Source organism: Microbacterium sp. 22179 (assembly GCF_052045715.1).
Taxonomy (GTDB): Bacteria; Actinomycetota; Actinomycetes; order Actinomycetales; family Microbacteriaceae; genus Microbacterium; species Microbacterium galbinum.
This window is the reverse complement of sequence record NZ_JBQEPJ010000001.1, coordinates 973,554-995,472: the sequence shown is the minus strand read 5'-3', so window position 1 is coordinate 995,472 and position 21,919 is coordinate 973,554. Positions and strand designations below refer to the sequence as shown.

At 69.3% G+C, this 21,919-nt stretch carries 22 protein-coding genes and 1 tRNA gene; 16 read left to right on the top strand and 7 right to left on the bottom strand.

Annotated elements, in window-relative coordinates:
- Positions 1-2: 2 nt before the first annotated feature.
- From ACTJKK_RS04910 to ACTJKK_RS04900, 3 genes are read left to right on the top strand one after another with little or no spacing between them, the layout of a single operon-like run.
- A complete protein-coding gene (locus tag ACTJKK_RS04910; RefSeq protein WP_440747169.1) occupies positions 3-527 on the top strand; it encodes a sigma-70 family RNA polymerase sigma factor in 525 nt (174 codons plus the stop codon).
- Positions 520-1,494, top strand: a complete 975-nt coding sequence (locus ACTJKK_RS04905) for a hypothetical protein (RefSeq protein WP_440747168.1) — start codon at positions 520-522, stop codon at positions 1,492-1,494. Before ACTJKK_RS04910 ends, ACTJKK_RS04905 begins: the two co-directional genes overlap by 8 nt.
- Positions 1,494-1,979 (top strand): hypothetical protein, encoded by a 486-nt coding sequence (locus ACTJKK_RS04900; protein WP_440747167.1) that lies wholly within the window; start codon positions 1,494-1,496, stop codon positions 1,977-1,979. The genes ACTJKK_RS04905 and ACTJKK_RS04900 overlap by 1 nt, the downstream gene beginning before the upstream one ends.
- Positions 1,980-1,992: 13 nt before the next feature.
- Here ACTJKK_RS04900 and ACTJKK_RS04895 read toward each other — a convergent pair whose 3' ends face one another.
- Complete coding sequence (locus tag ACTJKK_RS04895; RefSeq protein WP_440747166.1) at positions 1,993-2,652, bottom strand: hypothetical protein; 660 nt, start codon at positions 2,650-2,652, stop codon at positions 1,993-1,995.
- A 189-nt stretch (positions 2,653-2,841) separates the two neighbouring features.
- Here ACTJKK_RS04895 and leuA point away from each other — a divergent pair, with 189 nt between their 5' ends.
- Entirely contained in the window at positions 2,842-4,596 is a 1,755-nt protein-coding gene (leuA, locus tag ACTJKK_RS04890) for a 2-isopropylmalate synthase (RefSeq protein WP_247622233.1), read from the top strand.
- A 116-nt stretch (positions 4,597-4,712) separates the two neighbouring features.
- On the opposite strand, the gene ACTJKK_RS04885 is transcribed toward leuA, so the two are convergent.
- On the bottom strand, positions 4,713-5,399 hold the full coding sequence (locus ACTJKK_RS04885) for a trimeric intracellular cation channel family protein (protein ID WP_247622234.1): 687 nt from the start codon (positions 5,397-5,399) through the stop codon (positions 4,713-4,715).
- Positions 5,400-5,433: 34 nt separating this feature from the next.
- On the opposite strand from ACTJKK_RS04885, the gene recO reads away from it, so the two are divergent.
- Together recO and ACTJKK_RS04875 are read left to right on the top strand one after the other, a co-directional pair.
- A complete protein-coding gene (gene recO, locus ACTJKK_RS04880; protein ID WP_247622235.1) occupies positions 5,434-6,174 on the top strand; it encodes a DNA repair protein RecO in 741 nt (246 codons plus the stop codon).
- Entirely contained in the window at positions 6,171-6,974 is an 804-nt protein-coding gene (locus ACTJKK_RS04875) for an isoprenyl transferase (RefSeq protein ID WP_440747165.1), read from the top strand. Before recO ends, ACTJKK_RS04875 begins: the two co-directional genes overlap by 4 nt.
- On the opposite strand, the gene ACTJKK_RS04870 is transcribed toward ACTJKK_RS04875, so the two are convergent.
- The gene (locus tag ACTJKK_RS04870; RefSeq protein ID WP_440747164.1) at positions 6,914-7,525 is read right to left on the bottom strand and encodes an AAA family ATPase; all 612 of its coding nucleotides are present in this window, start codon (positions 7,523-7,525) and stop codon (positions 6,914-6,916) included. The genes ACTJKK_RS04875 and ACTJKK_RS04870 overlap by 61 nt on opposite strands.
- Positions 7,526-7,581: 56 nt before the next feature.
- On the opposite strand from ACTJKK_RS04870, the gene ACTJKK_RS04865 reads away from it, so the two are divergent.
- Positions 7,582-8,286, top strand: a complete 705-nt coding sequence (locus tag ACTJKK_RS04865; protein ID WP_440747163.1) for a DsbA family oxidoreductase — start codon at positions 7,582-7,584, stop codon at positions 8,284-8,286.
- Here ACTJKK_RS04865 and ACTJKK_RS04860 read toward each other — a convergent pair.
- Positions 8,283-8,774 carry a glutathione peroxidase gene (locus ACTJKK_RS04860; protein WP_247622239.1) on the bottom strand — a complete coding sequence of 164 codons (492 nt, stop codon included), beginning with the start codon at positions 8,772-8,774 and terminating at the stop codon, positions 8,283-8,285. The genes ACTJKK_RS04865 and ACTJKK_RS04860 overlap by 4 nt on opposite strands.
- A 60-nt stretch (positions 8,775-8,834) precedes the next feature.
- On the opposite strand from ACTJKK_RS04860, the gene dusB reads away from it, so the two are divergent.
- The 8 genes from dusB to ACTJKK_RS04820 all read left to right on the top strand — a co-directional run bounded on the left by dusB (position 8,835) and on the right by ACTJKK_RS04820 (position 19,001).
- Entirely contained in the window at positions 8,835-9,989 is a 1,155-nt protein-coding gene (gene dusB / locus ACTJKK_RS04855) for a tRNA dihydrouridine synthase DusB (RefSeq protein ID WP_402784921.1), read from the top strand.
- Positions 9,982-11,373, top strand: coding sequence for a deoxyguanosinetriphosphate triphosphohydrolase (locus tag ACTJKK_RS04850; protein WP_247632053.1), 1,392 nt, complete (start codon positions 9,982-9,984; stop codon positions 11,371-11,373). Before dusB ends, ACTJKK_RS04850 begins: the two co-directional genes overlap by 8 nt.
- Entirely contained in the window at positions 11,373-13,235 is a 1,863-nt protein-coding gene (gene dnaG, locus ACTJKK_RS04845) for a DNA primase (RefSeq protein ID WP_440747162.1), read from the top strand. Before ACTJKK_RS04850 ends, dnaG begins: the two co-directional genes overlap by 1 nt.
- Before the next feature lie 37 nt (positions 13,236-13,272).
- Positions 13,273-14,046: an ATP-binding cassette domain-containing protein gene (locus ACTJKK_RS04840; protein ID WP_247622243.1), complete on the top strand. Its 774-nt coding sequence runs from the start codon at positions 13,273-13,275 to the stop codon at positions 14,044-14,046.
- A 97-nt stretch (positions 14,047-14,143) separates the two neighbouring features.
- Positions 14,144-14,219: transfer RNA gene (locus tag ACTJKK_RS04835), tRNA-Asn, on the top strand.
- 182 nt (positions 14,220-14,401) lie between these two features.
- On the top strand, positions 14,402-14,614 hold the full coding sequence (locus ACTJKK_RS04830; protein ID WP_440747161.1) for a heavy-metal-associated domain-containing protein: 213 nt from the start codon (positions 14,402-14,404) through the stop codon (positions 14,612-14,614).
- Positions 14,614-16,857: a heavy metal translocating P-type ATPase gene (locus tag ACTJKK_RS04825; protein WP_440747160.1), complete on the top strand. Its 2,244-nt coding sequence runs from the start codon at positions 14,614-14,616 to the stop codon at positions 16,855-16,857. The genes ACTJKK_RS04830 and ACTJKK_RS04825 overlap by 1 nt, the downstream gene beginning before the upstream one ends.
- Positions 16,854-19,001, top strand: coding sequence for a heavy metal translocating P-type ATPase (locus tag ACTJKK_RS04820; protein ID WP_440747159.1), 2,148 nt, complete (start codon positions 16,854-16,856; stop codon positions 18,999-19,001). The genes ACTJKK_RS04825 and ACTJKK_RS04820 overlap by 4 nt, the downstream gene beginning before the upstream one ends.
- On the opposite strand, the gene ACTJKK_RS04815 is transcribed toward ACTJKK_RS04820, so the two are convergent.
- Both ACTJKK_RS04815 and def read right to left on the bottom strand, forming a co-directional pair.
- On the bottom strand, positions 18,960-19,448 hold the full coding sequence (locus ACTJKK_RS04815; protein WP_247956317.1) for a hypothetical protein: 489 nt from the start codon (positions 19,446-19,448) through the stop codon (positions 18,960-18,962). The two genes, ACTJKK_RS04820 and ACTJKK_RS04815, sit on opposite strands and share 42 nt — an antisense overlap.
- A gap of 8 nt (positions 19,449-19,456) precedes the next feature.
- On the bottom strand, positions 19,457-20,023 hold the full coding sequence (gene def / locus ACTJKK_RS04810; protein ID WP_247956316.1) for a peptide deformylase: 567 nt from the start codon (positions 20,021-20,023) through the stop codon (positions 19,457-19,459).
- 63 nt (positions 20,024-20,086) lie between these two features.
- Between def and ACTJKK_RS04805 the strand changes: the two genes are divergently transcribed.
- Positions 20,087-21,112 (top strand): DMT family transporter, encoded by a 1,026-nt coding sequence (locus ACTJKK_RS04805; RefSeq protein WP_440747158.1) that lies wholly within the window; start codon positions 20,087-20,089, stop codon positions 21,110-21,112.
- A gap of 21 nt (positions 21,113-21,133) precedes the next feature.
- On the opposite strand, the gene pgl is transcribed toward ACTJKK_RS04805, so the two are convergent.
- The gene (pgl, locus tag ACTJKK_RS04800) at positions 21,134-21,916 is read right to left on the bottom strand and encodes a 6-phosphogluconolactonase (RefSeq protein ID WP_440747157.1); all 783 of its coding nucleotides are present in this window, start codon (positions 21,914-21,916) and stop codon (positions 21,134-21,136) included.
- Positions 21,917-21,919: the final 3 nt, after the last annotated feature.

The following is a 21,919-nucleotide window of genomic DNA, read 5'->3' as shown; positions in this document are numbered from 1 at the left end:
GCATGATCACCGGCAGCGACGACCCGAAATCGCTGCGGGACGAGGTCTTCTCCACGGTCTTCGACGCCCACTGGGCGGCGATTCGTCACCACATCGAAGGCGTCGTCGTCGATGACGGCGAGGTGACCCAGATCGTCTCGGAGGTCTTCGTGACGGCCTGGGCGCGACTGAATCCGCGCAAGCCGATGGGGCGCGTGTGGCTCCTGCGCGCCGCCGATCGTGCGCTGCGCGCGCGCTCGCACGCCGCGAGCACCCGGTCGAGCACGGCGGCAGCGGTGCACGAGGGGATCCGCGGTCCGCGCGACGAGGCGGATGCGACCGAGCAGGCGGCCGTTCTGCGTGCTCTCTCTGTACTCCCGGCCCGCGAGAGGCGTATCATCGTGCTCACGTACTGGGATGGGTTGTCGGTGGGGGAGATCGCCGAACTCGCGCGGATCTCCGTGGCCCGTGTGCGCAAGACGTTGCTTCGCGCACAGGAACACGTGCGCGAAGCGCTGAGATCGGAGGGGGTGATCGTCGATGACTGACAGTGCTCTGCTCGAGCGCGTGCTCACCGACGCCGACCCGGCGCGCACACCGCGGGAATCCGCACCCGACCTGCGAGCCATCGCGTTGCGGGATCGGATCCTGCGCGATACGCGCGCCCCGCGCCAGCACCGCGCGGTCGTCGCCGGATGGGCGTCGGGGCTCACCGTCGCCGCGGCATCCGCCGTCGTCGCGGTCGCCGTCATGGTTCCGCAGAACGCGGCCGTGGCCGGCACACCCCTCCCGCTCGAGTTCGATGCCGGCGGAACGGCCGCTCAGATTCTCGACGACGCGCAGGCCGCCCTCGCGACGAGCGACGGACCCGCCGGAGCGGAACGCGCCGTTCAGTCCGCATCGTGGTCGTTCGCGGTGGACATGGGCACCCGCGAGACCGAGGTCGTGCCGCAGCTCGTGACGACGACCTGGAACCCGGATCTGTCCGGGCGAACGGTCGCGATCGAGGGCGTGCCTTACGATCCCGCGGATGCCGCCGCGAACGTCGGCTCCGAGATCTCGAGCAGCGGCGAGGTCGCGTGGGAGCTCGACATGGCGCCGGGCGAGTTCGCCGCCCCCATCGTCGACATGCCCGCTGCCACGCCGGAGAACATGCGGGCGGTGCTCGAGGCCTACTGGCTGCCGAGCGATCCGACCGGCTTCGACGTCGTCGCCGCGATCAGCTCGGCCAAGGGGCAGTGGACGCTCACGAACGCCCAGGAGTCCGAGATGCTCGGCATCCTGGAGCAGGTGCCGGGGGTCGAGGCGCTGGGCACCTCGATCGATCGACTGGAGCGACCCGTGACCGCGCTGCGCGTCCCGTCACCGGACGGCACCTCGAGCGATGTCGTCCTGCTCTCCGCCGATACCGGGCGCATCGTCGGTGTCGAGCGCACCAACCTCCTCGACAACGAGGCGTTCGCCGCGGGCGCCATCATCTCGTACCAGCTCTGGGACATCGAAGGGATTCTGTGATGAGGTCTCCCCGTGCCGTGTTCTCGGCCCTGATCGTCGCCGGCCTGCTCGTGGTAGCCACCCCCGCTGCGGCTTCCGCCGCGACCGGGGGAGACGAGGTCGATCCGCAGATCGCGCAGATGCTTGACGAGATTCCCGGGGGCGTGCTGATCGACGCGCATCGCGCGGTCTGGCCGGCGCTCGACATGGAGGTCACGGTTCCGTCGGGCCTGGGTGGGCTCTTCGCCCGCGCCGCCGTGGGAAACTGCGCGTCCGGACGGATCTGCGCCTTCAGCGCCGGCTCGCTGTCGGGCACGAGCGTGTCCTGGGGCACGTGCGGAACGCTCACGGTGCCGAGCGGTTTCGTGCCCCGTTCCCTCGCCAATGCCCGGAGCTCCGGCTACGCCCAGGCGCGCAACAGCGCGGGCGGCGTGCTCGCGACGGCGAACGCCGGTGGATGGGTGAACGTCGGCGGGACGGCGAAGACGGTCCGCTGCGTCCTCTGAGCCCATCATCCTCCTAGGACGCGTCGAACTCGCTCAGCGCGGGGAGGACGATGACCGTGCCGTCGCCGTACTCCGCGTCGACCGCGCGCTGGAGCTGCCCGTCGTCCCAGACGACCTGCACCCAGACGTAGCCGCGCTCGGTCCAGAGGGTCAGCGCGTCGCTGCCGAGGCGTGAGCTCAGATCGTCCTGGATCTCCGTCAGCTCGCCGGCGGTCGCATCTCCCTCGATGCCTCCGGTCGGATCGTCGGGTCGCACCGGGTCGTACAGCGCCAGCAGCACGGGCGGGTCGGTGACGGTGATGCTCTCCCCGTCGTACCGTCCGGTCACCGCGTAGGCGCCCCAGGTCGTCTTACCGCTGGTCTCGCTCCCGTCAACGCCGTCCCAGCTCCATCCGATGAGCGGCACACCCGTGCACTGCGGCGGGTACGACTCGGCGACGCCGCCGAGGCACAGTTGCACCTCTCCGCCGACGTCGAGCACCGTGCCGGTGCCGCGCACGCGTCCCGTCGGCGGCTCGGATACGATGCCTGAGAAGTCCTGCGCCTGAGGGTCGGCGCTGCTCGTCGGCGACCCACCCGCGCCGGGACCCGTCGCGCAGGCGGCCAGGGTCGACGCGAGCGCCGTCGCGAGGGCAGCGGACCAGAGGAGATGGCGACGCAGTGGTGTGCTCATACCCACCAGTGTCGTGGAGACGGCGTTCGTCTCACGTGCACGGCGGACGGGGCATCCTGCTAGCATGACCACATGCCTTTCGGCGGTCTGCTTCTTCTTAGCTGCCGCGACGAGTCCTAAGAGCTAGGGCCTTCCTCGTCGCGGCGCTTGTGTTGGCCCGTACATTCTGACGAAGAGAAGAAGCCCATCATGCAGAACACGCAGCGCCCCTCCGGGATGCCGATCCACAAGTACCGGCCGTTCCACGAGCAGATCACCGTCGACCTCCCGGACCGCACCTGGCCCGATGCCCGCATCACGACCGCGCCGCGCTGGTGCGCCGTCGACCTCCGTGACGGCAACCAGGCTCTCATCGACCCGATGTCGCCCGAGCGCAAGCGCGTGATGTTCGAGCTCCTGGTGAACATGGGATACAAGGAGATCGAGGTCGGCTTCCCGTCGGCCAGCCAGACGGACTTCGATTTCGTCCGCCAGTTGATCGAAGAGAACCTGATCCCCGACGACGTCACGATCCAGGTTCTGACCCAGGCGCGTGAGCACCTGATCGAGCGCACCTACGAGTCGATCGCCGGCGCGAAGCAGGCCATCGTCCACCTGTACAACTCGACGAGCGTGCTGCAGCGCGAGGTCGTCTTCCGCACCGACAAGCAGGGCATCATCGACATCGCCCTCGAGGGTGCACGACTCTGCCGCGAGTTCGAGAAGCGCATCCCCGAGACGCAGGTCTATTACGAGTACTCGCCCGAGAGCTACACGGGTACCGAACTCGAGTTCGCCGCCGACATCTGCAACCAGGTGATCGAGGTCTTCGAGCCGACGCCCGACCGCAAGGTCATCATCAACCTGCCCGCCACGGTCGAGATGGCATCGCCGAACGTGTACGCCGACTCGATCGAGTGGATGAGCCGGCACCTGAACCACCGCGAGAACGTGATCCTCTCGCTGCACCCGCACAACGATCGCGGGACCGCGATCGCCGCGGCCGAGCTCGGCTACATGGCCGGTGCCGACCGTATCGAGGGATGCCTGTTCGGTAACGGGGAGCGCACCGGAAACGTCGACATCGTCGCACTCGGCATCAACCTGTTCACGCAGGGCATCGACCCGCAGATCGACTTCAGCGACATCGACCAGGTCAAGCGCACGGTCGAGTACTGCAACCAGCTGCCGGTGCCCGAGCGCAGCCCCTGGGCGGGAGACCTGGTCTTCACCGCGTTCAGCGGGTCGCACCAGGACGCGATCAAGAAGGGCTTCGAGGCCATGGCCGTGCGGGCCGACGCCGAGGGCGTCACGGTCGACGACATCGAATGGGCGGTGCCCTACCTGCCGGTCGATCCGAAGGATCTGGGTCGTTCCTACGAGGCCGTCATCCGCGTCAACTCGCAGTCCGGAAAGGGTGGCGTCGCCTACCTGTTGAAGGCCGACCACGCGATCGACCTGCCGCGCAAGCTGCAGATCGAGTTCTCGGGCGTCGTGCAGACGAAGACGGATGCCGAGGGCGGTGAGGTCACGAGCGACCAGATCTGGTCGATCTTCAACGACGAGTACCTGCCGGCCGCATCGAGCGAGGACAAGTGGGGGCGCTTCGAACTGCTCGCCACGCAGACCCGCAGCGACATGTCGGGTGACGTGGTGCTCGACGTCACTCTCCGTGACGACGACCAGCAGGTGGCTGTCGCGGGGAACGGTAACGGACCGATCGCCGCCTTCATCGAGGTGCTGCGCGCGCAGGGCTTCGACATCACGCTCTACGACTACGTCGAGCACGCTCTCAGCGCCGGCGGCGACGCGCAGGCCGCAGCCTACGTCGAGCTGCAGATCGGCGATCAGCGCCTGTGGGGCGTCGGCATCGACGGCGACATCTCGACCGCGTCGCTCAAGGCGATCGTGTCGGGTGTGAACCGCTCGATCCGCGCTCGGCAGGGCGAGCTCGCCGCCGTCTGACCGGCTTTCCAGGTCGCCGACCTGCATGGGTCGCTGAGCCTGTCGAAGCGTCCCCACGAGGAGCCGTTGCGCGTGGTGGGGCACTTCGGCGAGCTCAGGGACCCAGCGAGAACGTGTCAGGGCTTGACGATCGGGATCGCCCCGGTCTCGGCGGCAACCTTGCGGCGGTAGAGGCGCCGTTGCTCGGGTAACGAGACGTCGAAGCTCACCGCGAGCACGCGGATCACCGCGGTGACGGCGATGCCGATGACCGCCGCGAGGGGGATCGACATGCCCAGGGCGTGCGCGATGACGATGAACGCGCATCCGCCACCGGCGGCCACGGCGTACAGCGAGCCGACGTGCATGATCGCGGTCGGCAGGCCCATGAGCATGTCGCGCAGCACGCTGCCGCCGACCGCTGCGCAGACGCCGATGAAGACGGCGGGAACCTCGGGGATGCCGAGGGCGAGGGCTTTGCTCGTGCCGAAGGCGCCGAACATGCCGATGACGATCGCGTCGAGCCCGACGATCACCTTGTTCAGACGAGTGAAGAGCCCGGCGAGCAGCATTCCGAAGAGCGCGGCCCCGGTCGCCGTGACGAGGTACCACTGGTTCTGCAGTGTCGCCGGGGTCTGCCCGAGCAGGATGTCGCGGATGAGACCGCCACCCATCCCGATCATGATCCCGATGATCGCGACGCCGAGCCAGTCGAGGCGTCGCTGACCCTGGAAACCGGAGGCGAACAGGGCTCCCTGGACGCCGCCGAGCCCCACGCCCAGCAGATCCGCCCAGAACGGGATGATGAAGAGCGGTTCGGTCACCCGCCCATTGTCTCGCACGGAGGATAATCGAGGGATGCCTACCTATCGAGACGAAGCGGTGATCCTGCGCACCCACAAGCTGGGGGAGGCGGATCGCATCGTCACGATGCTGTCGCGGCAGCACGGCAAGATCCGCGCGGTCGCGAAGGGTGTGCGGCGCACGTCGTCGAAGTTCGGCTCGCGGCTCGAGCCGTTCATGGTCGCGGACGTGCAGCTCTATCAGGGGCGCTCGCTCGACATCGTGCAGCAGGCGGAGTCGCTCGGCTCCTACGGCGCCGACATCGTCGCGCACTACGAGCGTTTCACCGCCGCCAACGCGATGGTCGAGACGGCAGATCGGTTGAGCGATGCCGAGGCGACTCCCGATCAGTACCTGCTGCTCGTCGGCGGTCTGCGCGCGCTGTCACGAGGTGAACACGCCCCCCGCAGCATCCTCGATTCCTACCTCCTGCGCGTCATGGCCCTGTCGGGCTGGGCGCCCTCGTTCGGCGAGTGCGCCCGATGCGGTACTCCGGGCCCGCACTCGACCTTCGTCGTTCAATTGGGTGGCCTGGTGTGCACGTCGTGCGCGCCGGCGGGCAGCCCGCGCATCGGCGAGAAGGCGCTGGGTCTGCTGCGCGCGCTCATGGCGGGCGAGTGGGATGCCGTCGACGCGGCGTCCGCCGCCGACACCGCCGCCGCATCGGGCCTCATCAGCGCCTACGCCCAATGGCACCTCGAGCGCGGCATCCGCTCGCTCGCGCACGTATCCGACATCCCCGGAGGAGCACGGTGACCCCGAAGCCCTACACGCACAAGGACGCCATCGCGTACCGTCCCCTCGACTGGACGGGGGTGCACCCGCCGGCGTTCCGCGCGGTACCCGAGCACGTGGCGATCGTCATGGACGGCAACGGCCGCTGGGCGAACCGTCGGGGACTGAGCCGTGTCGAGGGCCACAAGGCCGGCGAGGAGGTGCTCCTCGATGTCGTCGCCGGTGCCATCCAGGCGGGGGTCAAGCACCTCTCGGTCTACGCTTTCTCGACCGAGAACTGGGCACGCTCGCCCGAGGAGGTGCGCTTCCTCATGGGATACAACCGCGACGTGCTGCACCGGCGCCGCGATCAGCTCAACGAGTGGGGTGTGCGCGTGCGCTGGGCGGGGCGCAAGCCTCGGCTGTGGGGCAGCGTCATCAAGGAGCTGCAGTACGCCGAGCAGCTGACGCGCGGCAACGACGTCCTGACACTCACGATGTGCGTGAACTACGGCGGACGCGTGGAACTCGTCGATGCGATGCGCTCGATCGCGGCGGACGTCGCGGCCGGCCGGGTGAAGCCGAACGCGATCACCGAGAAGATGATCCGTCGCAACCTCTACGTGCCGGACATGCCGGACGTCGACCTGTTCCTGCGCAGCTCGGGTGAGCAGCGCACCTCGAACTTCCTGCTCTGGGAGTCGGCCTACGCCGAGATGGTCTTCCTCGACACGCTGTGGCCGGACTTCTCCCGCGAGGAGCTCTGGCGGGCGATCGGGATCTACCTGTCCCGCGACCGACGCTTCGGCGGCGCGATCGACGCGCCCGACGCCTCGGACTGAGCGCGCAACCACCGCTCCGCCTCGCGCGGATGCCGCAGACGCACGATCGTGAGATGCGGGAACGCGGCGGCGGCCACGGGCATCCGCTCCGTCCACTTGTCGAGCGTCGCGATCTGCCAGGCGAGGATGCTCTCCTCGGGCGAACCGCGGAACATGCGCCAGATCGGCTTCTCGACGTTGCCGTTCCACATCTTCGTGCGCAGGATGCTACGAGCGATCGTGCGACGCAGCAGTCGCGAGCGCACGACTCTGTAGGGGTAGTCGAGCCAGATCACGAGGTCCGCGCGCGGGGCGAGGATGCGATCGGTGCCCTTGCTCGTGTACTGCCACTCGGTGACCCACCGGTCCTCGGCCGCGAAGGCCCGGACGTCGTCGAGGAACTCCGGCCGCGGAGTCCAGTCCGGGCCGTGGAAGAGCCCGTCGATCTCGACGTGGCGCAGCCCCCAGAGCCGGGCGATGCGGCCAGCGAGCGTCGTCTTGCCCGAACCCGTGACCCCCGCCACCAGCACGCGCTGCGGCACCCGGGGGAGCGGATCGTCGGCGGACAGCATCCGTCGATCCTAGCGACGCCGGAATACGGCGGACGCGCGTGGGGTTGGATGAGGGTGTGAGCGAACCCATCTCCATCGACATCTGGTCCGACATCGCGTGCCCGTGGTGCTACATCGGCAAGCGCAATCTCGAGAAGGGGCTCGAAGCCGTCGCCGGTGATGACGACGCCCCGCAGGTGAACGTCACCTTCCACTCGTTCGAACTCTCGCCCGACACCCCCGTCGACTTCGACGGCGACGAAATCGACTTCCTCGCAGGCCACAAGGGCATGCCGCGCGACCAGGTCGAGCAGATGCTCGCCAACGTCACCGGCGTCGCCGAGAAGGCGGGCCTCCAGTACCGCTTCGATCTGCTGCAGCACACGAACACCGTCAAGGCGCACGAGCTGCTGCACTTCGCCAAGGCGCAGGGCCTCCAGCACGAGCTGGAGGAGCGCCTGATGTCGGCCTACTTCACCGAGGGCAAGCACGTCGGTCGCATCGACGACCTCGTCGCCCTCGCGGTGGAGGTCGGACTCGACGCCGACGCCGCGCGGGAGGCGCTCGAGACCGAGCAGTACCTTCCCGCCGTCCGTCAGGACCAGGCGCAGGCGCGCGCCTACGGCATCCAGGGTGTGCCGTTCTTCGTGATCGACGGGCAGTACGGGATCAGCGGCGCGCAGCCGCCGGCCGCATTCGAGAACGTGCTGCGCGACCTGTGGTCCAAGCGCGGAGACGCCGAGCTCGAGGGTGACGCGCAGGCCGAAGCCGCCGCCGTCTAACGCGTGAGCGCGCCTTCGATGGCGCTCACGATCGCGGGGTCGTCCGGCTTCTGCTTCGGCCGGAACCGGAGGACCTCGCCGTCGGGCAGCACCAGGAACTTCTCGAAGTTCCACTCCACGCGTCCGGCCTTGCCGTTCGCGTCGGGCGTCTCCTTGAGAGCCTTGAAGAGTTCGGCGGCGTTCCGCCCGTTGACCTTCACCTTGTCGTTCACCGGGAAGGTGACGCCGTAGGTGGTCGAGCAGAATTCCGTGATCTGCTCCACGGAACCGGGCTCCTGCAGGAACTGGTTGCTCGGGAAGCCCACCACACTGAAGCCGCGATCACCGTACAGACGCTGCAACTCCTCGAGCTGCTCGTACTGCGGGGTGAGTCCGCACTTCGACGCGACGTTCACCACCAGCAGCACATCGGCGCCGAGGTCATCGAGAGTCTTCTCGTTGCCCTGCGCATCGGTGAAGGGGATCGAACGGAGCGCGGAATCGGTCATACTCCACAGCTTAGGTCGATGGGGCACCACAGGCTCCGCGTCTGGGAGAATGGTCAGGACATGACTCTCGCCACCGCATCCGCGCGCACGCTTCGCATCGGTCCCATCGACCTCGACGTGCCGGTGGTCCTCGCGCCCATGGCCGGGATCACGAATACCGCCTTCCGTCGTCTGTGCCGTGAGTACGGTGCCGGCCTCTACGTCAGTGAGATGATCACCTCGCGCGCGCTCGTCGAGCGCAACGAGACGACGATGCGTCTGATCCGCCATCACGAGAGCGAGACGCCCCGGTCGATCCAGCTCTACGGCGTCGATCCGAAGACCATCGCCGAGGCCGTGCGCATCATCGTCGCCGAGGACCACGCCGATCACATCGACCTGAACTTCGGATGCCCCGTCCCCAAGGTGACGCGCAAGGGCGGGGGAGCGGCGCTCCCCTGGAAGAGCTCGCTCTTCGCCGACATCGTCACTCAGGCCGTCAAGGCCGCGGGCGATGTGCCGCTCACGGTGAAGATGCGCAAGGGCATCGATCCCGACCACCTCACGTTCCTCGACGCAGGCCGCGCAGCCGAAGACGCGGGTGTCGCCGCGGTCGCCCTGCACGCCCGCACCGCCAGCGAGTTCTACTCGGGCAACGCCGACTGGAACGCGATCGGCGAACTCAAGCAGGCCGTCACCAGCATCCCGGTGCTCGGCAACGGCGACATCTGGTCGGCCGACGACGCCGTTCGCATGATGGCCGAGACCGACTGCGACGGCGTGGTCGTCGGACGCGGATGCCTCGGCCGCCCCTGGCTGTTCGGCGAACTGGCCGCCGCCTTCGGCGCCGAGAGCCACCCGGTCGACGCGACCCTCGGATTCGTGGCCGATGCCTTCCGTCGGCATGCGGAACTGCTCGTCGAGTTCTTCGAGGACGAGGACCGCGGGTGCCGCGACGTGCGCAAGCACGTGGCCTGGTACTTCAAGGGCTACCCGGTGGGAGGCGACATCCGCACCGGACTCGCGACGGCGTCGAGCCTCGCCGAGATCGACGACCTGCTCGGACGCCTCGATCACACCGCGCCCTATCCCGGAGCGGATGCCGAGGGCCAGCGCGGCCGTGCCGGCCGTCCCAAGCGCCCGGCGCTTCCGGACAAGTGGCTCGACTCGCGTGAGATCGCCGCATCGGCCTCGGAGATGATGCGCGGAGCAGAGATCGAGAACAGCGGTGGGTGACGCGGTCACACCGGCGCGCGCACCTCGCGGCGACGGATACGACCCGCGCGACGCCGAGCGCTTCTTCGCCGAGACCCATCGTTCGGAGCGCGACGATTTCGCCCGCGACCGGGCCCGCGTCCTGCACTCGGCGGCCCTGCGCCGCCTCGCCGCCAAGACGCAGGTGCTGAGCCCCGCGAGCACCGCCGACTTCGCCCGCAACCGCCTCACCCACTCGCTCGAGGTGGCGCAGGTGGGGCGCGAACTCGCCACCGCTCTGGGGGTCTCGGCCGACGTCGTCGACACCGCCTGCCTCAGCCACGATCTCGGGCATCCGCCCTTCGGCCACAACGGTGAGCGTGCGCTCAACGAATGGGCGGCCGACATCGGCGGATTCGAGGGCAACGCGCAGTCGCTGCGCATCCTCACCCGTCTCGAGGCGAAGGTGCTCGACGACGACGAGCGCTCCGTCGGACTCAACCTCACGCGCGCGAGTCTCGACGCCACGTGCAAGTACCCGTGGACGGTCGACAGCCCGGTGCCCGACCCCGGTGGCCGGCTCAAGTTCGGCGTGTACCCCGAGGACGAGGCGGTCTTCCGCTGGATGCGCGAGGGTGCGCCCGGGCGTCTGCGCTGCATCGAGGCCGAGATCATGGACCTCTCCGACGACATCGGCTACTCGGTGCACGACTTCGAGGATGCGATCGTCAACGGCTACCTCGACGTCGCCCAGCTCTCGGATCCGGCAGAGCACGAGGCCCTGCTCGGACGCATCCAGCAGTGGGTGGGGTACGACTTCACGCGCGAGGAGCTGGCCGACGCGCTCTACCGTCTCTCGTCGCAGTCGATGTGGCTCTCGTCGTTCGACCGCAGCCGCCAGTCGCTCGCGCGTCTGAAGAACCTGACGAGCGACCTGATCGGGCGCTTCGCCCGCGCGGCCGTCTCGGCGACCCGCGAGGCCTACGGCAGCAAGGCCCTGGTGCGCTACAACGCACACGTCGTCGTGCCGCGCGTGGTCGAGGCCGAGATCGCCGTGCTCAAGGGCATCATGGGCCAGGCCATCGTGACGATCGAGGCGCGCAAGGGCGTCTACAAGGAGCAGCGCCGGGTGCTCACCCGTCTCGCAGACGCACTCTGGCAGACCGACACGCTGTGGTCGGCCGGTGCCGATGTGCTCGAACCGGCGTTCGCCGCGGATTTCCACGACGCCGACACCGATGACCAGCGCGCCCGCGTCATCGTCGACCAGATCGCCAGCCTCACCGACCAGAGCGCGATCGACTGGCACAACCGCCTCGTGGGCGAGATCGACCCGGCCGAGGTCGGCATCTGGACCCCCCGTCACGCACGCCCCGGGGCGCGCGCGCACGCCGAGAGGTCGACCGTCGTCGAAGGGGCCCGCTGATGCCCCGCATCCGGCAGGCCGACGTCGACGAGGTCAAGTCGCGCACGAACATTGCCGACATCGTGGGGGAGCGCGTCGCGCTGAAATCCGCCGGCGTCGGATCGCTCAAGGGACTCTGCCCGTTCCACGACGAGAAGAGCCCGAGCTTCCACGTGCGCCCGCAGGTGGGGTACTACCACTGCTTCGGGTGCGGCGAGTCGGGAGACGTGTACTCGTTCCTGCGCGAGATGGACCACGTGAGCTTCACCGAGGCGGTGGAGCGGCTCGCCGGCCGCATCGGCTACACCCTCCACTACGAGGACGGCGGTGCGGCTCCCGAGACGAGCGGTCGGAGCCGGCTCTACGCCGCGAACACCGCGGCGGCCGAGTTCTTCCGGTCGCAGCTGCTGTCGGCGGATGCCGAGGCGGGGCGACGGTTCCTGGGCGAGCGCGGCTTCGACGCGGGTGCCGCCGCGCACTTCGGCGTGGGCTTCGCGCCGCGCGGATGGGACGGCATGCTCAAGGCGCTGACGGCCCAGGGCTTCACGCGCGAGGAACTCAGCACCGCGGGCCTGGTCTCCACCGGGCAGCGCGGCGTGTACGACCGGTTCCGCGGGCGCCTGGTCTGGCCGATCCGCGATGTGTCGGGTCAGACGATCGGGTTCGGCGCGCGCAAGCTCTTCGATGACGACCAGGGGCCGAAGTACCTCAACACCCCCGAGACCCCGATCTACAAGAAGGCGCAGGTGCTCTACGGTCTCGATCTCGCCAAGCGCGACATCTCCCGCGGAGATCCGCGGCGCGTCGTGGTCGTCGAGGGATACACCGATGTCATGGCGTGCCATCTCGCCGGCCTCACGACGGCGGTGGCGACCTGTGGAACGGCCTTCGGCGCCGAGCACATCAAGGTGCTGCGCCGGGTGATGGGCGACGACAACGCCTCGGGTGAGGTCGTGTTCACGTTCGACGGCGACGAGGCGGGACAGAAGGCGGCGCTGCGCGCGTTCACCGAGGACGACCGCTTCAACGCGCAGACGTTCGTGGCCGTGGCGCCCGACAGCCTCGACCCCTGCGACCTGCGGCTGCAGCGCGGTGATGCCGCCGTGCGCGGCCTCATGGACGCCAAGGTGCCGATGTTCGAGTTCGCGATCGACCGCAAGCTCGCCGGCTTCGACCTGGCGACGGTGGAGGGGCGCGTCGGTGCTCTGCGCGCGGCCGCCCCGATCGTGGCCGAGATCCGCGATCGCCTGCTGCGTCCCGGGTACGAGCGCGTGCTCGCCCGCCGTCTGGGCATGGATCCGACCGAGGTGCACACCGAGGTGGAGCGCTCGGCGCGGGGCGGCTCGCAGAGCGCCCCTGCGCGGCGTGAGACGGTACCGTCCGGCGGGGGTGAGGGAGCAGCATCCGGAATCGCACCGGTCACGCTCGCGAGCCTGCCGCGCTCGGCCGATGTCGCCGTGGAGCGCGATGCGCTGATGGGAGCGCTGCAGTACGGTCACCAGATCGACCAGCCGCTGCTCTCGCGGGCGCTCGGCGCCCCCCTGCGCACCCCGGCCCTCGATGCCGTGCGCGAGGCCGTGGCCGCCGCTGCCGACCGCACGCGGGCGGGGTGGGCGACGGATGCCGTCAACAGCGTGCGCGAGCCGTACCGCACGCTCGCGGGTGAACTGCTCATGATGCCCTTCCCCGCGCGCAACGAGGAGGGCGCCGTGGCCAGCACCACCGATCTCGCGCGACGCCTCATCATGCGGCAGCTCGAGAGCGAGAAGCAGGAGCTCCTGGGCGCTGTCCAGCGGGTGCCCGCCGACTCCGACGGCGGTCGTGCGCTCCGCATGCGATTGCGCGACATCGACATCGAGCGTCAGCGGTTCGTCGAGTCGTAACCCCCCACGGCCGTCGGGGGAGGGCAGGATGGGATGCATGTCCCGCAGGCACGCCTCCACCCACGCCATCGACTGCTCCGATCTGGTCATCGACCGGATCGGGCACGGCTCTCCGACGCGTGCGGTCGACGGCGTCTCGTTCTCGCTCGCCCCGGGCGCGCTCCTCTGCATCGCCGGTCCCACGGGATCTGGTAAGTCGAGCCTCGTGGCGGCGCTGGCCGGATCCACCGATCCCTCGGTGAAGGTCGTCGGCGGGCGCGCGGAGGTCTGCGGCGTCGATGCGCGGCGTCCCGGTCGCAAGCACCGCGTGCTCACCTACCGCACGGGTTTCGTGCCGCAGGGCGCCGGAGCCGATCTTCCGCCCCGGCTCACGGTCAACGAGGTGATCGCCGAACCCATCCTGATGCGCGAGAAGCGCGTGAACAGCAAGGCGCTCTCGATTCGCGTCGCCACGCTGCTCGACGAGCTGCATCTCCCGCTTGGCACTGCGGCGAAGTTCCCCTACGAGCTGAGCGCGGGAATGCGCCAGCGCGTCGCGATCGCCCGCTCGTTCGTGCTCGAACCGCAGGTGCTCATCGCCGACGAGATCCTCGCGAACCTCGATCTCGAGGTGCGTCCGGTGGTCTTCGATGCGATCACGCGCCGCCGTAAGGAGCAGTCGATGGCGGCTCTGCTCGTCACGAACGACGCCGACTTCATCCGTGAGCTCAACGCCGAGACGCTCATGCTGCGCGCCGGGCACGTGGTCGCGCGCGGCGTCGGGAAGGACCTGCTCTGGGTGCCGAACGCAGAGGCGGATTCCCGGCGCTGAGCGCGACACGCCCGAGAGCGCGATAACCGCCTCCGGTGTCACGTGCACCGCTCGGAGTTTGCTAAGCTTGTCGAGTTGCCCGCGCAGCGGAGCACATTCCTCGGTAGCTCAATTGGCAGAGCAGCCGGCTGTTAACCGGCAGGTTCTTGGTTCGAGTCCAAGCCGGGGAGCCAATGAAAAGCCCCTCTTCGGAGGGGCTTTTCCCTTTTCTCGGTCGGCACTCCTCGTCTCGCCGCTCGGGCGCTCGGCGACGGCGTCCGGCCGCTCTCGCGTGCGCTCGGGGAATACGAGGGGTAGAGTGGCGTTGCACCTAATACCCCCAGGGGGTATCCACGAACACTCTGAAGGAGTTCTCATGAGCGACACCACCGCCGACTACCGGGTGACCGGGATGACCTGCGGCCACTGCGAGATGTCGGTCCGCGAGGAGGTCGAGCAGATAGAGGGCGTCGAGATCGTCGACGTCAGCGCGCAGACCGGCATGCTGCGCATCACCGCTGCGTACGTCGACGATGCGCAGATCCTCTCGGCCGTATCCGAGGCCGGGTACTCGGCCGTCCGCGTCTGATGACCGCCGGGGCGATCGGCGTCGACCTCGAGATCGGCGGGATGACGTGCGCGTCGTGCGCGACGCGGATCGAGAAGAAGCTGAATCGGCTCGACGGGGTGACCGCCACGGTCAACTACGCGACCGAGAAGGCGTCGGTCGCGGCGCCGGAGGGCTTCGACCCGGCCGTCCTGATCGCCGAGGTCGAGAAGGCCGGGTACACGGCGGCGCTGCCCGTCCGCGCCCAGGATGCCGAACCGGATGCCGCGGGCGACCCCGAGCTCGACGGCCTGCGCACCCGGCTGTGGGTCTCCGTCGCGCTGACCGTCCCCGTCATCGCGATGGCGATGATTCCGGCGCTGCAGTTCACGTACTGGCAGTGGGCCTCGTTGACGCTCGCGGCTCCCGTCGTGGTGTGGGGCGGGTGGCCGTTCCACCGGGCGGCCTGGGTGAACCTCCGACACGGTGCGGCGACCATGGACACGCTCGTGTCGATGGGAACGATCGCGGCGTTCCTCTGGTCGCTCTACGCGCTGTTCTTCGGCATGGCGGGCATGCCGGGTATGACCCATCCGTTCGAGTTCGTCCTGACGCCGTCCGACGGCGCCGATGCGATCTACCTCGAGGTCGCGGCGGGCGTGACGATGTTCATCCTCGCCGGTCGCTACTTCGAGAAGCGGTCGAAGCGTCGTGCGGGTGCGGCGCTGCGCGCTCTGCTGGAGCTCGGAGCGAAGGACGTCTCGGTGCTCCGGGGAGGTGTCGAGCAACGCATCCCGGCGGACGATCTGCGGATCGGTGACGAGTTCGTGGTACGCCCCGGTGAGAAGATCGCGACCGATGGCACCGTCGTCTCGGGTACCTCGGCCGTCGACGCCTCGATGATGACGGGCGAGTCCGTGCCCGTCGAGGTCGCCACGGGAGACTCCGTCACCGGCGCGACCGTGAACGCCGGCGGACGCCTCGTCGTCCGGGCGACACGGATCGGGGCCGACACCCAGCTCGCGCAGATGGCGCGACTGGTGGAGGAGGCGCAGACCGGGAAGGCCGAGGTGCAGCGCCTGGCCGATCGGATCTCGGGTGTCTTCGTGCCGATCGTTCTGGTGATCGCGCTCGGCACGCTCGTCACCTGGTTCGCCGTCGGTGCCTCGGCCACGATGGCGTTCACGGCGGCCGTCGCGGTGCTGGTCATCGCCTGCCCGTGCGCCCTCGGCCTGGCGACCCCGACCGCGCTGCTCGTGGGTACCGGCCGCGGAGCCCAGCTGGGGATCCTCATCAAGGGCCCCGAAGTACTCGAATCCACGCGCGCGGTCGACACGGTCGTGCTCGACAAGACGGGAACGGTCACCCGGGGCGCGATGAGCGTGGTGGACGTGATCGTCGAGCCGGGAGCGGATCGCACTCAACTGCTCCGCCTCGCCGGTGCCCTCGAGGCCGCCTCCGAGCATCCGATCGGACGGGCGATCGCGCAGGCGGCGGAGGTCGAGGCCGGGACGCTTCCAGCGGTCGATGGCTTCGTCAACCACCCGGGCATCGGAGTGGAGGGCGTCGTGGACGGGCATCGCGTGCGCGTCGGCCGCGCGGCGATGTTCGCCGGAGTGACGAGCACGCGCGACCACTCCATCCACGGTTCCCATGAGGAGGCGGGGCGCACGGTCGTGACGGTCGGCTGGGACGAAGCGGTCCGAGGCGTGCTCGTCGTGGCGGATGCCGTGCGGCCGACGAGCGCCGCAGCGGTCGAGCAGCTGAAGGCGCTCGGCCTCACCCCGGTGCTGCTGACGGGCGACAACGCGGCCGTCGCGCGTCATGTCGCTCGCGAGGTCGGCATCGACGAGGTCATCGCCGAGGTGCTCCCCGCGCAGAAGGCCGAGGTCGTCGCGCGGCTGCAGAGCGAGGGACGAACTGTCGCGATGGTCGGCGACGGCGTCAACGATGCGCCTGCGCTCGCGCGTGCCGACCTCGGCATCGCGATGGGAACGGGAACGGATGCCGCGATCGAGGCATCCGACATCACGCTGGTCCGCGGGGATCTGCGCAGCGCCGTCGACGCGATCCGCCTGTCGCGCCGCACCCTGCGCACGATCCGGACGAACCTGTTCTGGGCCTTCGCGTACAACGTGGCGGCGATCCCGGTCGCCGCCCTCGGACTGCTGAACCCGATGCTGGCCGGCGCCGCGATGGCGTTGTCGAGCGTGTTCGTGGTCGGCAACAGTCTGCGCCTCCGCGGATTCCACAGTGGCGCACGAGACGAGCGGAGAGATCGATGAGCGAGACGCACCCACACGCGCACCCGGAGCACGAGCACTCGGCGCCACCCCACGGAGGCCAGGCGAAAGTCGACGACCATTCCGGGCACGACGGACACCCCGGGCACTCCGGCCACTCCGGGCACGCCGGTCATTCCGGCCACGGCGACCACGTGGGCCAGTTCCGGCGACTCTTCTGGATCAACCTGGTGCTCGCGGTCCCCGTCGTGCTGCTCTCCCCGATGTTCGCGATGATCATCGGCTACGAGATCGCCGACGGCCCGGTGCGTTTCGTCGCCCCGGTCATCGGTTCGGTGATGTACGTGTGGGGCGGCAGGCCGTTCCTTCAGGGCGCCGTCGGCGAACTGCGCGCGCGACGCCCCGGCATGATGCTGTTGATCGCCCTCGCGATCACCGTCGCCTTCTTCGCCTCGTGGGGAGCGACGCTCGGGGTGCTGCATCACGAGCTGGAGTTCTGGTGGGAGCTCGCCCTCCTCATCGTGATCATGCTGCTCGGTCACTGGATCGAGATGCGCTCACTCGCGCAGACGACGTCGGCGCTCGACTCGCTGGCCGCGCTCCTGCCCGATGAAGCCGAACGCATCGAGGGCGAGCGCACCGTGCGCGTGCCGCCGGATGCACTCCGCGTAGGCGATCTCGTCGTCGTGCGTCCCGGCGCGCGGGTACCCGCCGACGGCCGGATCGTCGACGGCAGCGCGGCGATGGACGAGTCGATGATCACCGGGGAGTCGCGTCCTGTGACCCGTACGCCCGGCGACATCGTCACGGCGGGCACGGTGGCGACCGACTCGGGCCTCCGCGTCGAGATCACGGCTGTCGGCGACGACACGGCGCTGGCCGGCATCCGTCGACTCGTCGAGGATGCGCAGAACTCGACCTCGCACGCTCAGCGGCTCGCCGACCGTGCGGCGGCGCTGCTCTTCTGGTTCGCCCTGATCTCGGCGGCGGTGACCGCCGTGGTGTGGTCGGCCGTCGGCGACGTCGATGCCGCCGTCGTGCGCTCGATCACGGTCCTCGTGATCGCCTGCCCGCACGCGCTGGGTCTCGCGATACCGCTCGTGGTCTCGATCGCGACCGAACGGGCCGCTCGCGCGGGCATCCTGGTGAAGGACCGGTTGGCGCTCGAGCGCATGCGCACCGTCGACACGGTGCTGTTCGACAAGACCGGAACGCTGACGCGCGGCGAGCCGGTCGTCACCGACATCGCGGCGGTCGATGGAGTCGATCCGGCCCGCGTGCTCGTACTGGCGGCGTCGGCGGAGGGTGACAGCGAGCACCCCCTCGCCCGGGCGATCGTCCGCGCGGCGGAGGAGCGTGGACTCGACACCCCGTCGGCCGTCGGCTTCTCGTCGTCGCCGGCGGTCGGGGTTCGGGCGACCGTCGACGGTGCCGATGTGCGCGTGGGCGGTCCGAAACTGCTCGATGAGATCGGAGCGCACGAGCTGCCCGTCGCCGAGACGTGGCGGGCGACGGGCGCGATCATCCTGCACGCGGTGGTCGACGGTACGGTGATCGGCGCGTTCGCGCTGGCCGATGAGGTGCGCGCCGAGTCCCGTACCGCGGTCGACGACCTGCGTCGTCGCGGCGTGGAGGTCGTCATGATCACCGGAGATGCGCAGGCGGTCGCGGATGCCGTCGCCGCGGAGCTCGGCATACGACGTGTGTTCGCGGGGGTGCGTCCGGAGGACAAGTCGGCGAAGGTCGCGGAGCTGCAGCGGGAGGGCAGGATCGTCGCGATGGTGGGGGACGGCGTGAACGATGCTCCCGCGCTGGCACAGGCGGACGTCGGGATCGCGATCGGCGCGGGCACCGACGTGGCGATCGCTTCGGCCGGGGTGATCCTGGCCAGCTCCGACCCGCGCTCCGTCGTGTCCGTGATCGAGCTGTCGCGTGCGACCTACCGCAAGATGTCGCAGAACCTCTGGTGGGCGGCCGGGTACAACCTGCTCTCCGTGCCTCTGGCCGCGGGTGTGCTGGCGCCGATCGGGTTCGTGCTGCCGATGTCGGTCGGTGCGGTGCTGATGTCGCTGTCGACGGTCGTCGTCGCGCTCAACGCCCAGCTCCTGCGCCGGCTCGACCTCCGACCCGACGACCGCGACGTTCTAGCGGGAAGCTCCCGCGAGCGTGCCGGTCACGGGGCCTGAGGGGTCGAAGATCACGCACTGGATGGTCCGGTCGTCGTGCTCGTCCCACGAGGTCTCGCTCGGGATGAGGGGGAACACCTCGAACACCGACTCGGCCTTCTCGAGACCGATGAACGCCGTGTAGGGCTCTCCGATGCACTCCATGCTCGCCGCGTCGATGTCGGTCTCCGAGAAATCGCCGTCGGGCATGGTGATCTCGTGGAAGACCTCCTGGTCGTGGGGCTCCGTGCAGGGCACCACGTCGATGTCTTCGCGCAGCCCGCTGGGGGCGTCCATCATGCAGTCGCCGAGCTCGAGGGCGACGATGTCGATGGTGCCCTCCTCCGTCACCTGACCGGTCCCGGAATCGCGTTCGGGTTCGTCCGAACTGCTGCAGCCGAGCAGGGTGAGTGAGAGAGTCGCCGTGAGTGCGAGCGCGGCGAGGCCGCGGTGTGTACGCCGGGTCATGTGCGCCCTCAGCCTTCCAGGTCGTCGACGCCGGGCAGCCAGCTGGCGCCGGGTCGGCCCCAGCCGCGCTTACGGGCGATCTTCTGCGCGGTCTTCCAGTCGCCGTCCGACAGGCGGTCCACGTAGAGGATGCCGTCGAGGTGGTCGAACTCGTGCTGCATGATGCGTGCGCGCCATCCGTCGACCGCGATCGACACCGGTGCGCCCTCGAGGTCAATGCCGGTGACCCGGACGTGCTCGGAGCGACGCAGAGGGAAGCGCTCGCCCGGGAACGACAGGCAGCCCTCGGACTCCAGGTCGGGATCGGGGGAGCCGGGCTCGATCGGAGTGATCCAGAGCTCGGGATTGATGATCACGCCGCGCCAGGGCTGATCGTCGTCGTCGACGTACGAGTAGGTGTAGATGCGCAGGGCGACGCCGACCTGCGGTGCGGCCAGGCCGACACCCGGAGCGATGTCCATCGTCTCGAACATGTCGGCGACGAGGGTGCGGATCTCATCGGTGATCTCGTCGACGGGAGAAGCGGGGGAGTGCAGGACGGGGTCGCCCATGATGCGAATCGGAAGTACAGCCACGTCACAACCCTACTGGGCGCACTGCGACGGGTAGGGTCGTAGGGTGAGCGCAGGGGTGTGGAAGTGAACTCGGTAGAAGACGTCGGCGAGCAGCTCGTCGGTGTCTTCCAGAACCCCGGGCTGCTCCTCGGCATCCCGCTCGCGCTGGCCGGTGCGGTGTTCATGTCGCTCGGCGCGCAGTACCAGCACCGCGGCGTCGAGAAGGTCGAGCGCCTGAGCGGTTCGCAGGGGACGTCGGGCCTCAGCTTCGACCAGCTCCGCCGGCTGCTCACCCGCCCCTCCTGGATCATCGGCACCCTGATGCTGGGCCTGGCGATCGTGTGCCAGCTCGCCGCGCTCGTGCGCGCTCCGCTCATGGTCGTGCAGCCGCTCGGCGCCATCGCGCTGGTGATCACGACACTGTTGAACGCCCGCATCTCCGGGCACTCGCCGACGAAGAAATCCATCACCGCGATCATCTGCTGCGTCGGCGGCATCTTCCTGTTCGTCTTCTTCGCCGCGCTGTTCGCCACCGAGCGCGAGGTGCAGGATCGCGAACTGTTCGTGATCCTCGCGATCCTCCTCGTCGTGATCATCGTGCTCGGCGCCTGCTGGCTCGTATTGCGGCACCGCATGCGCGCCCTGTTCTACGTGATCGGCGCCGGTGTTCTCTACGGCTTCGTCGCCACCCTGGCGAAGGTCGTCATCAAGCGCATCGAGGCGGGGCAGTTCGAGTGGATCACCGCGATCTGCGTCATCGCCCTCGTCGCGGCCGCGGCGGTCGGGGCGTACTTCGTGCAGACCGCCTACAGCTCCGGCCCGCCCGACCTCGTCATTGCCGGCCTCACGGTCGTCGACCCGCTCATCGCCGTGCTCATCGGAATGGTGATCCTCGGTGAGGCGGCCGCCGCGCCGCCATGGGCGCTCGTGATCTACGGCGTCGCCGGGGCCATCGCGGTCTACGGCGTGGTCAACCTCGCCCGCTACCACCCGCAGGTGCTCAGCGAGAGCCAGGAGATCGGCATCACGCGCGGCAGCGACAGCGGCACCGCAACGACGAACCCCGGCGCCGAGCAGGCACCGGGGTCCGAGGAGACGGATCGTCCGTAGAGCGGTTCTCGGTACGCCCGATCAGTACGCCTGATCGATGAGATCCGGCGAGACCTCGGAGGCCGCGGCCTCGTCGACGAAGAACACCGTGCGCTTGCGCCCGCGGGCACCGGCGACCGGAACACTCGTGTAGCTCGCACCGGCGAGGGCCAGGCCCAGCGCCGACGCCTTGTCGGCGCCCGTGAGCACCAGCCAGACGCGCTTCGAGGTGTTGATGACCGGGCGCGTCAGTGTGACGCGCTCGGGCGGAGGCTTCGGCGAGTTGCGGACGGCGAGCGCGGCCGCATCCGTCACCGTGACCTCTTCGCGATCGGGGAAGAGCGAGGCGATGTGCCCGTCGGGCCCGACCCCCAGGAAGCACACGGCGAACGCCGGCCACGGGTTCTCGTCGGTGCCGAAGCGCGCGAGCTCGGCGGCGTACGCGGCCGCGGCCTCGTCGAGGGTGAGGCCGTCATCGGAGCCGGCGACCTCGTGGATGTTCTCGGGCGGTACCGGGATGTGGTCGAGCAACGCGTTGCGCGACTGGAGTGCGTTGCGATCGGCGTCGTCGCGCGGCACGAAGCGCTCGTCGCCCCACCAGAAGTGCACGAGCGACCAGTCGATCGATGCGGCCCGCGGGTCATCACGTGTCGCTGCCAGGACCGCGCCGCCCATCGAACCGCCCGTGAGGGCGACGTGGGCGACGCGACCGTTGACGGTACGGGCGCGCAGGCGCGTCAGGAAACGATCGGCGACCCGTGCGGCCACGTCGGTGGGCGTGGCCTCGATCACGACCCGCTTCTCTGCGGACGTTGCGTCGCTCACGTC

Bases quoted from the DNA above. Each gene is read 5' to 3' on its own strand.
- ACTJKK_RS04910 (WP_440747169.1), top strand. From the start codon at position 3: ATGATCACCGGCAGCGACGACCCGAAATCGCTGCGGGACGAGGTCTTC.
- ACTJKK_RS04905 (WP_440747168.1), top strand. From the start codon at position 520: ATGACTGACAGTGCTCTGCTCGAGCGCGTGCTCACCGACGCCGACCCG.
- ACTJKK_RS04900 (WP_440747167.1), top strand. From the start codon at position 1,494: ATGAGGTCTCCCCGTGCCGTGTTCTCGGCCCTGATCGTCGCCGGCCTG.
- ACTJKK_RS04895 (WP_440747166.1), bottom strand. From the start codon at position 2,652: ATGAGCACACCACTGCGTCGCCATCTCCTCTGGTCCGCTGCCCTCGCG.
- leuA (WP_247622233.1), top strand. From the start codon at position 2,842: ATGCAGAACACGCAGCGCCCCTCCGGGATGCCGATCCACAAGTACCGG.
- recO (WP_247622235.1), top strand. From the start codon at position 5,434: ATGCCTACCTATCGAGACGAAGCGGTGATCCTGCGCACCCACAAGCTG.
- ACTJKK_RS04870 (WP_440747164.1), bottom strand. From the start codon at position 7,525: ATGCTGTCCGCCGACGATCCGCTCCCCCGGGTGCCGCAGCGCGTGCTG.
- ACTJKK_RS04860 (WP_247622239.1), bottom strand. From the start codon at position 8,774: ATGACCGATTCCGCGCTCCGTTCGATCCCCTTCACCGATGCGCAGGGC.
- dusB (WP_402784921.1), top strand. From the start codon at position 8,835: ATGACTCTCGCCACCGCATCCGCGCGCACGCTTCGCATCGGTCCCATC.
- dnaG (WP_440747162.1), top strand. From the start codon at position 11,373: ATGCCCCGCATCCGGCAGGCCGACGTCGACGAGGTCAAGTCGCGCACG.
- ACTJKK_RS04840 (WP_247622243.1), top strand. From the start codon at position 13,273: ATGTCCCGCAGGCACGCCTCCACCCACGCCATCGACTGCTCCGATCTG.
- ACTJKK_RS04830 (WP_440747161.1), top strand. From the start codon at position 14,402: ATGAGCGACACCACCGCCGACTACCGGGTGACCGGGATGACCTGCGGC.
- ACTJKK_RS04825 (WP_440747160.1), top strand. From the start codon at position 14,614: ATGACCGCCGGGGCGATCGGCGTCGACCTCGAGATCGGCGGGATGACG.
- ACTJKK_RS04820 (WP_440747159.1), top strand. From the start codon at position 16,854: ATGAGCGAGACGCACCCACACGCGCACCCGGAGCACGAGCACTCGGCG.
- ACTJKK_RS04815 (WP_247956317.1), bottom strand. From the start codon at position 19,448: ATGACCCGGCGTACACACCGCGGCCTCGCCGCGCTCGCACTCACGGCG.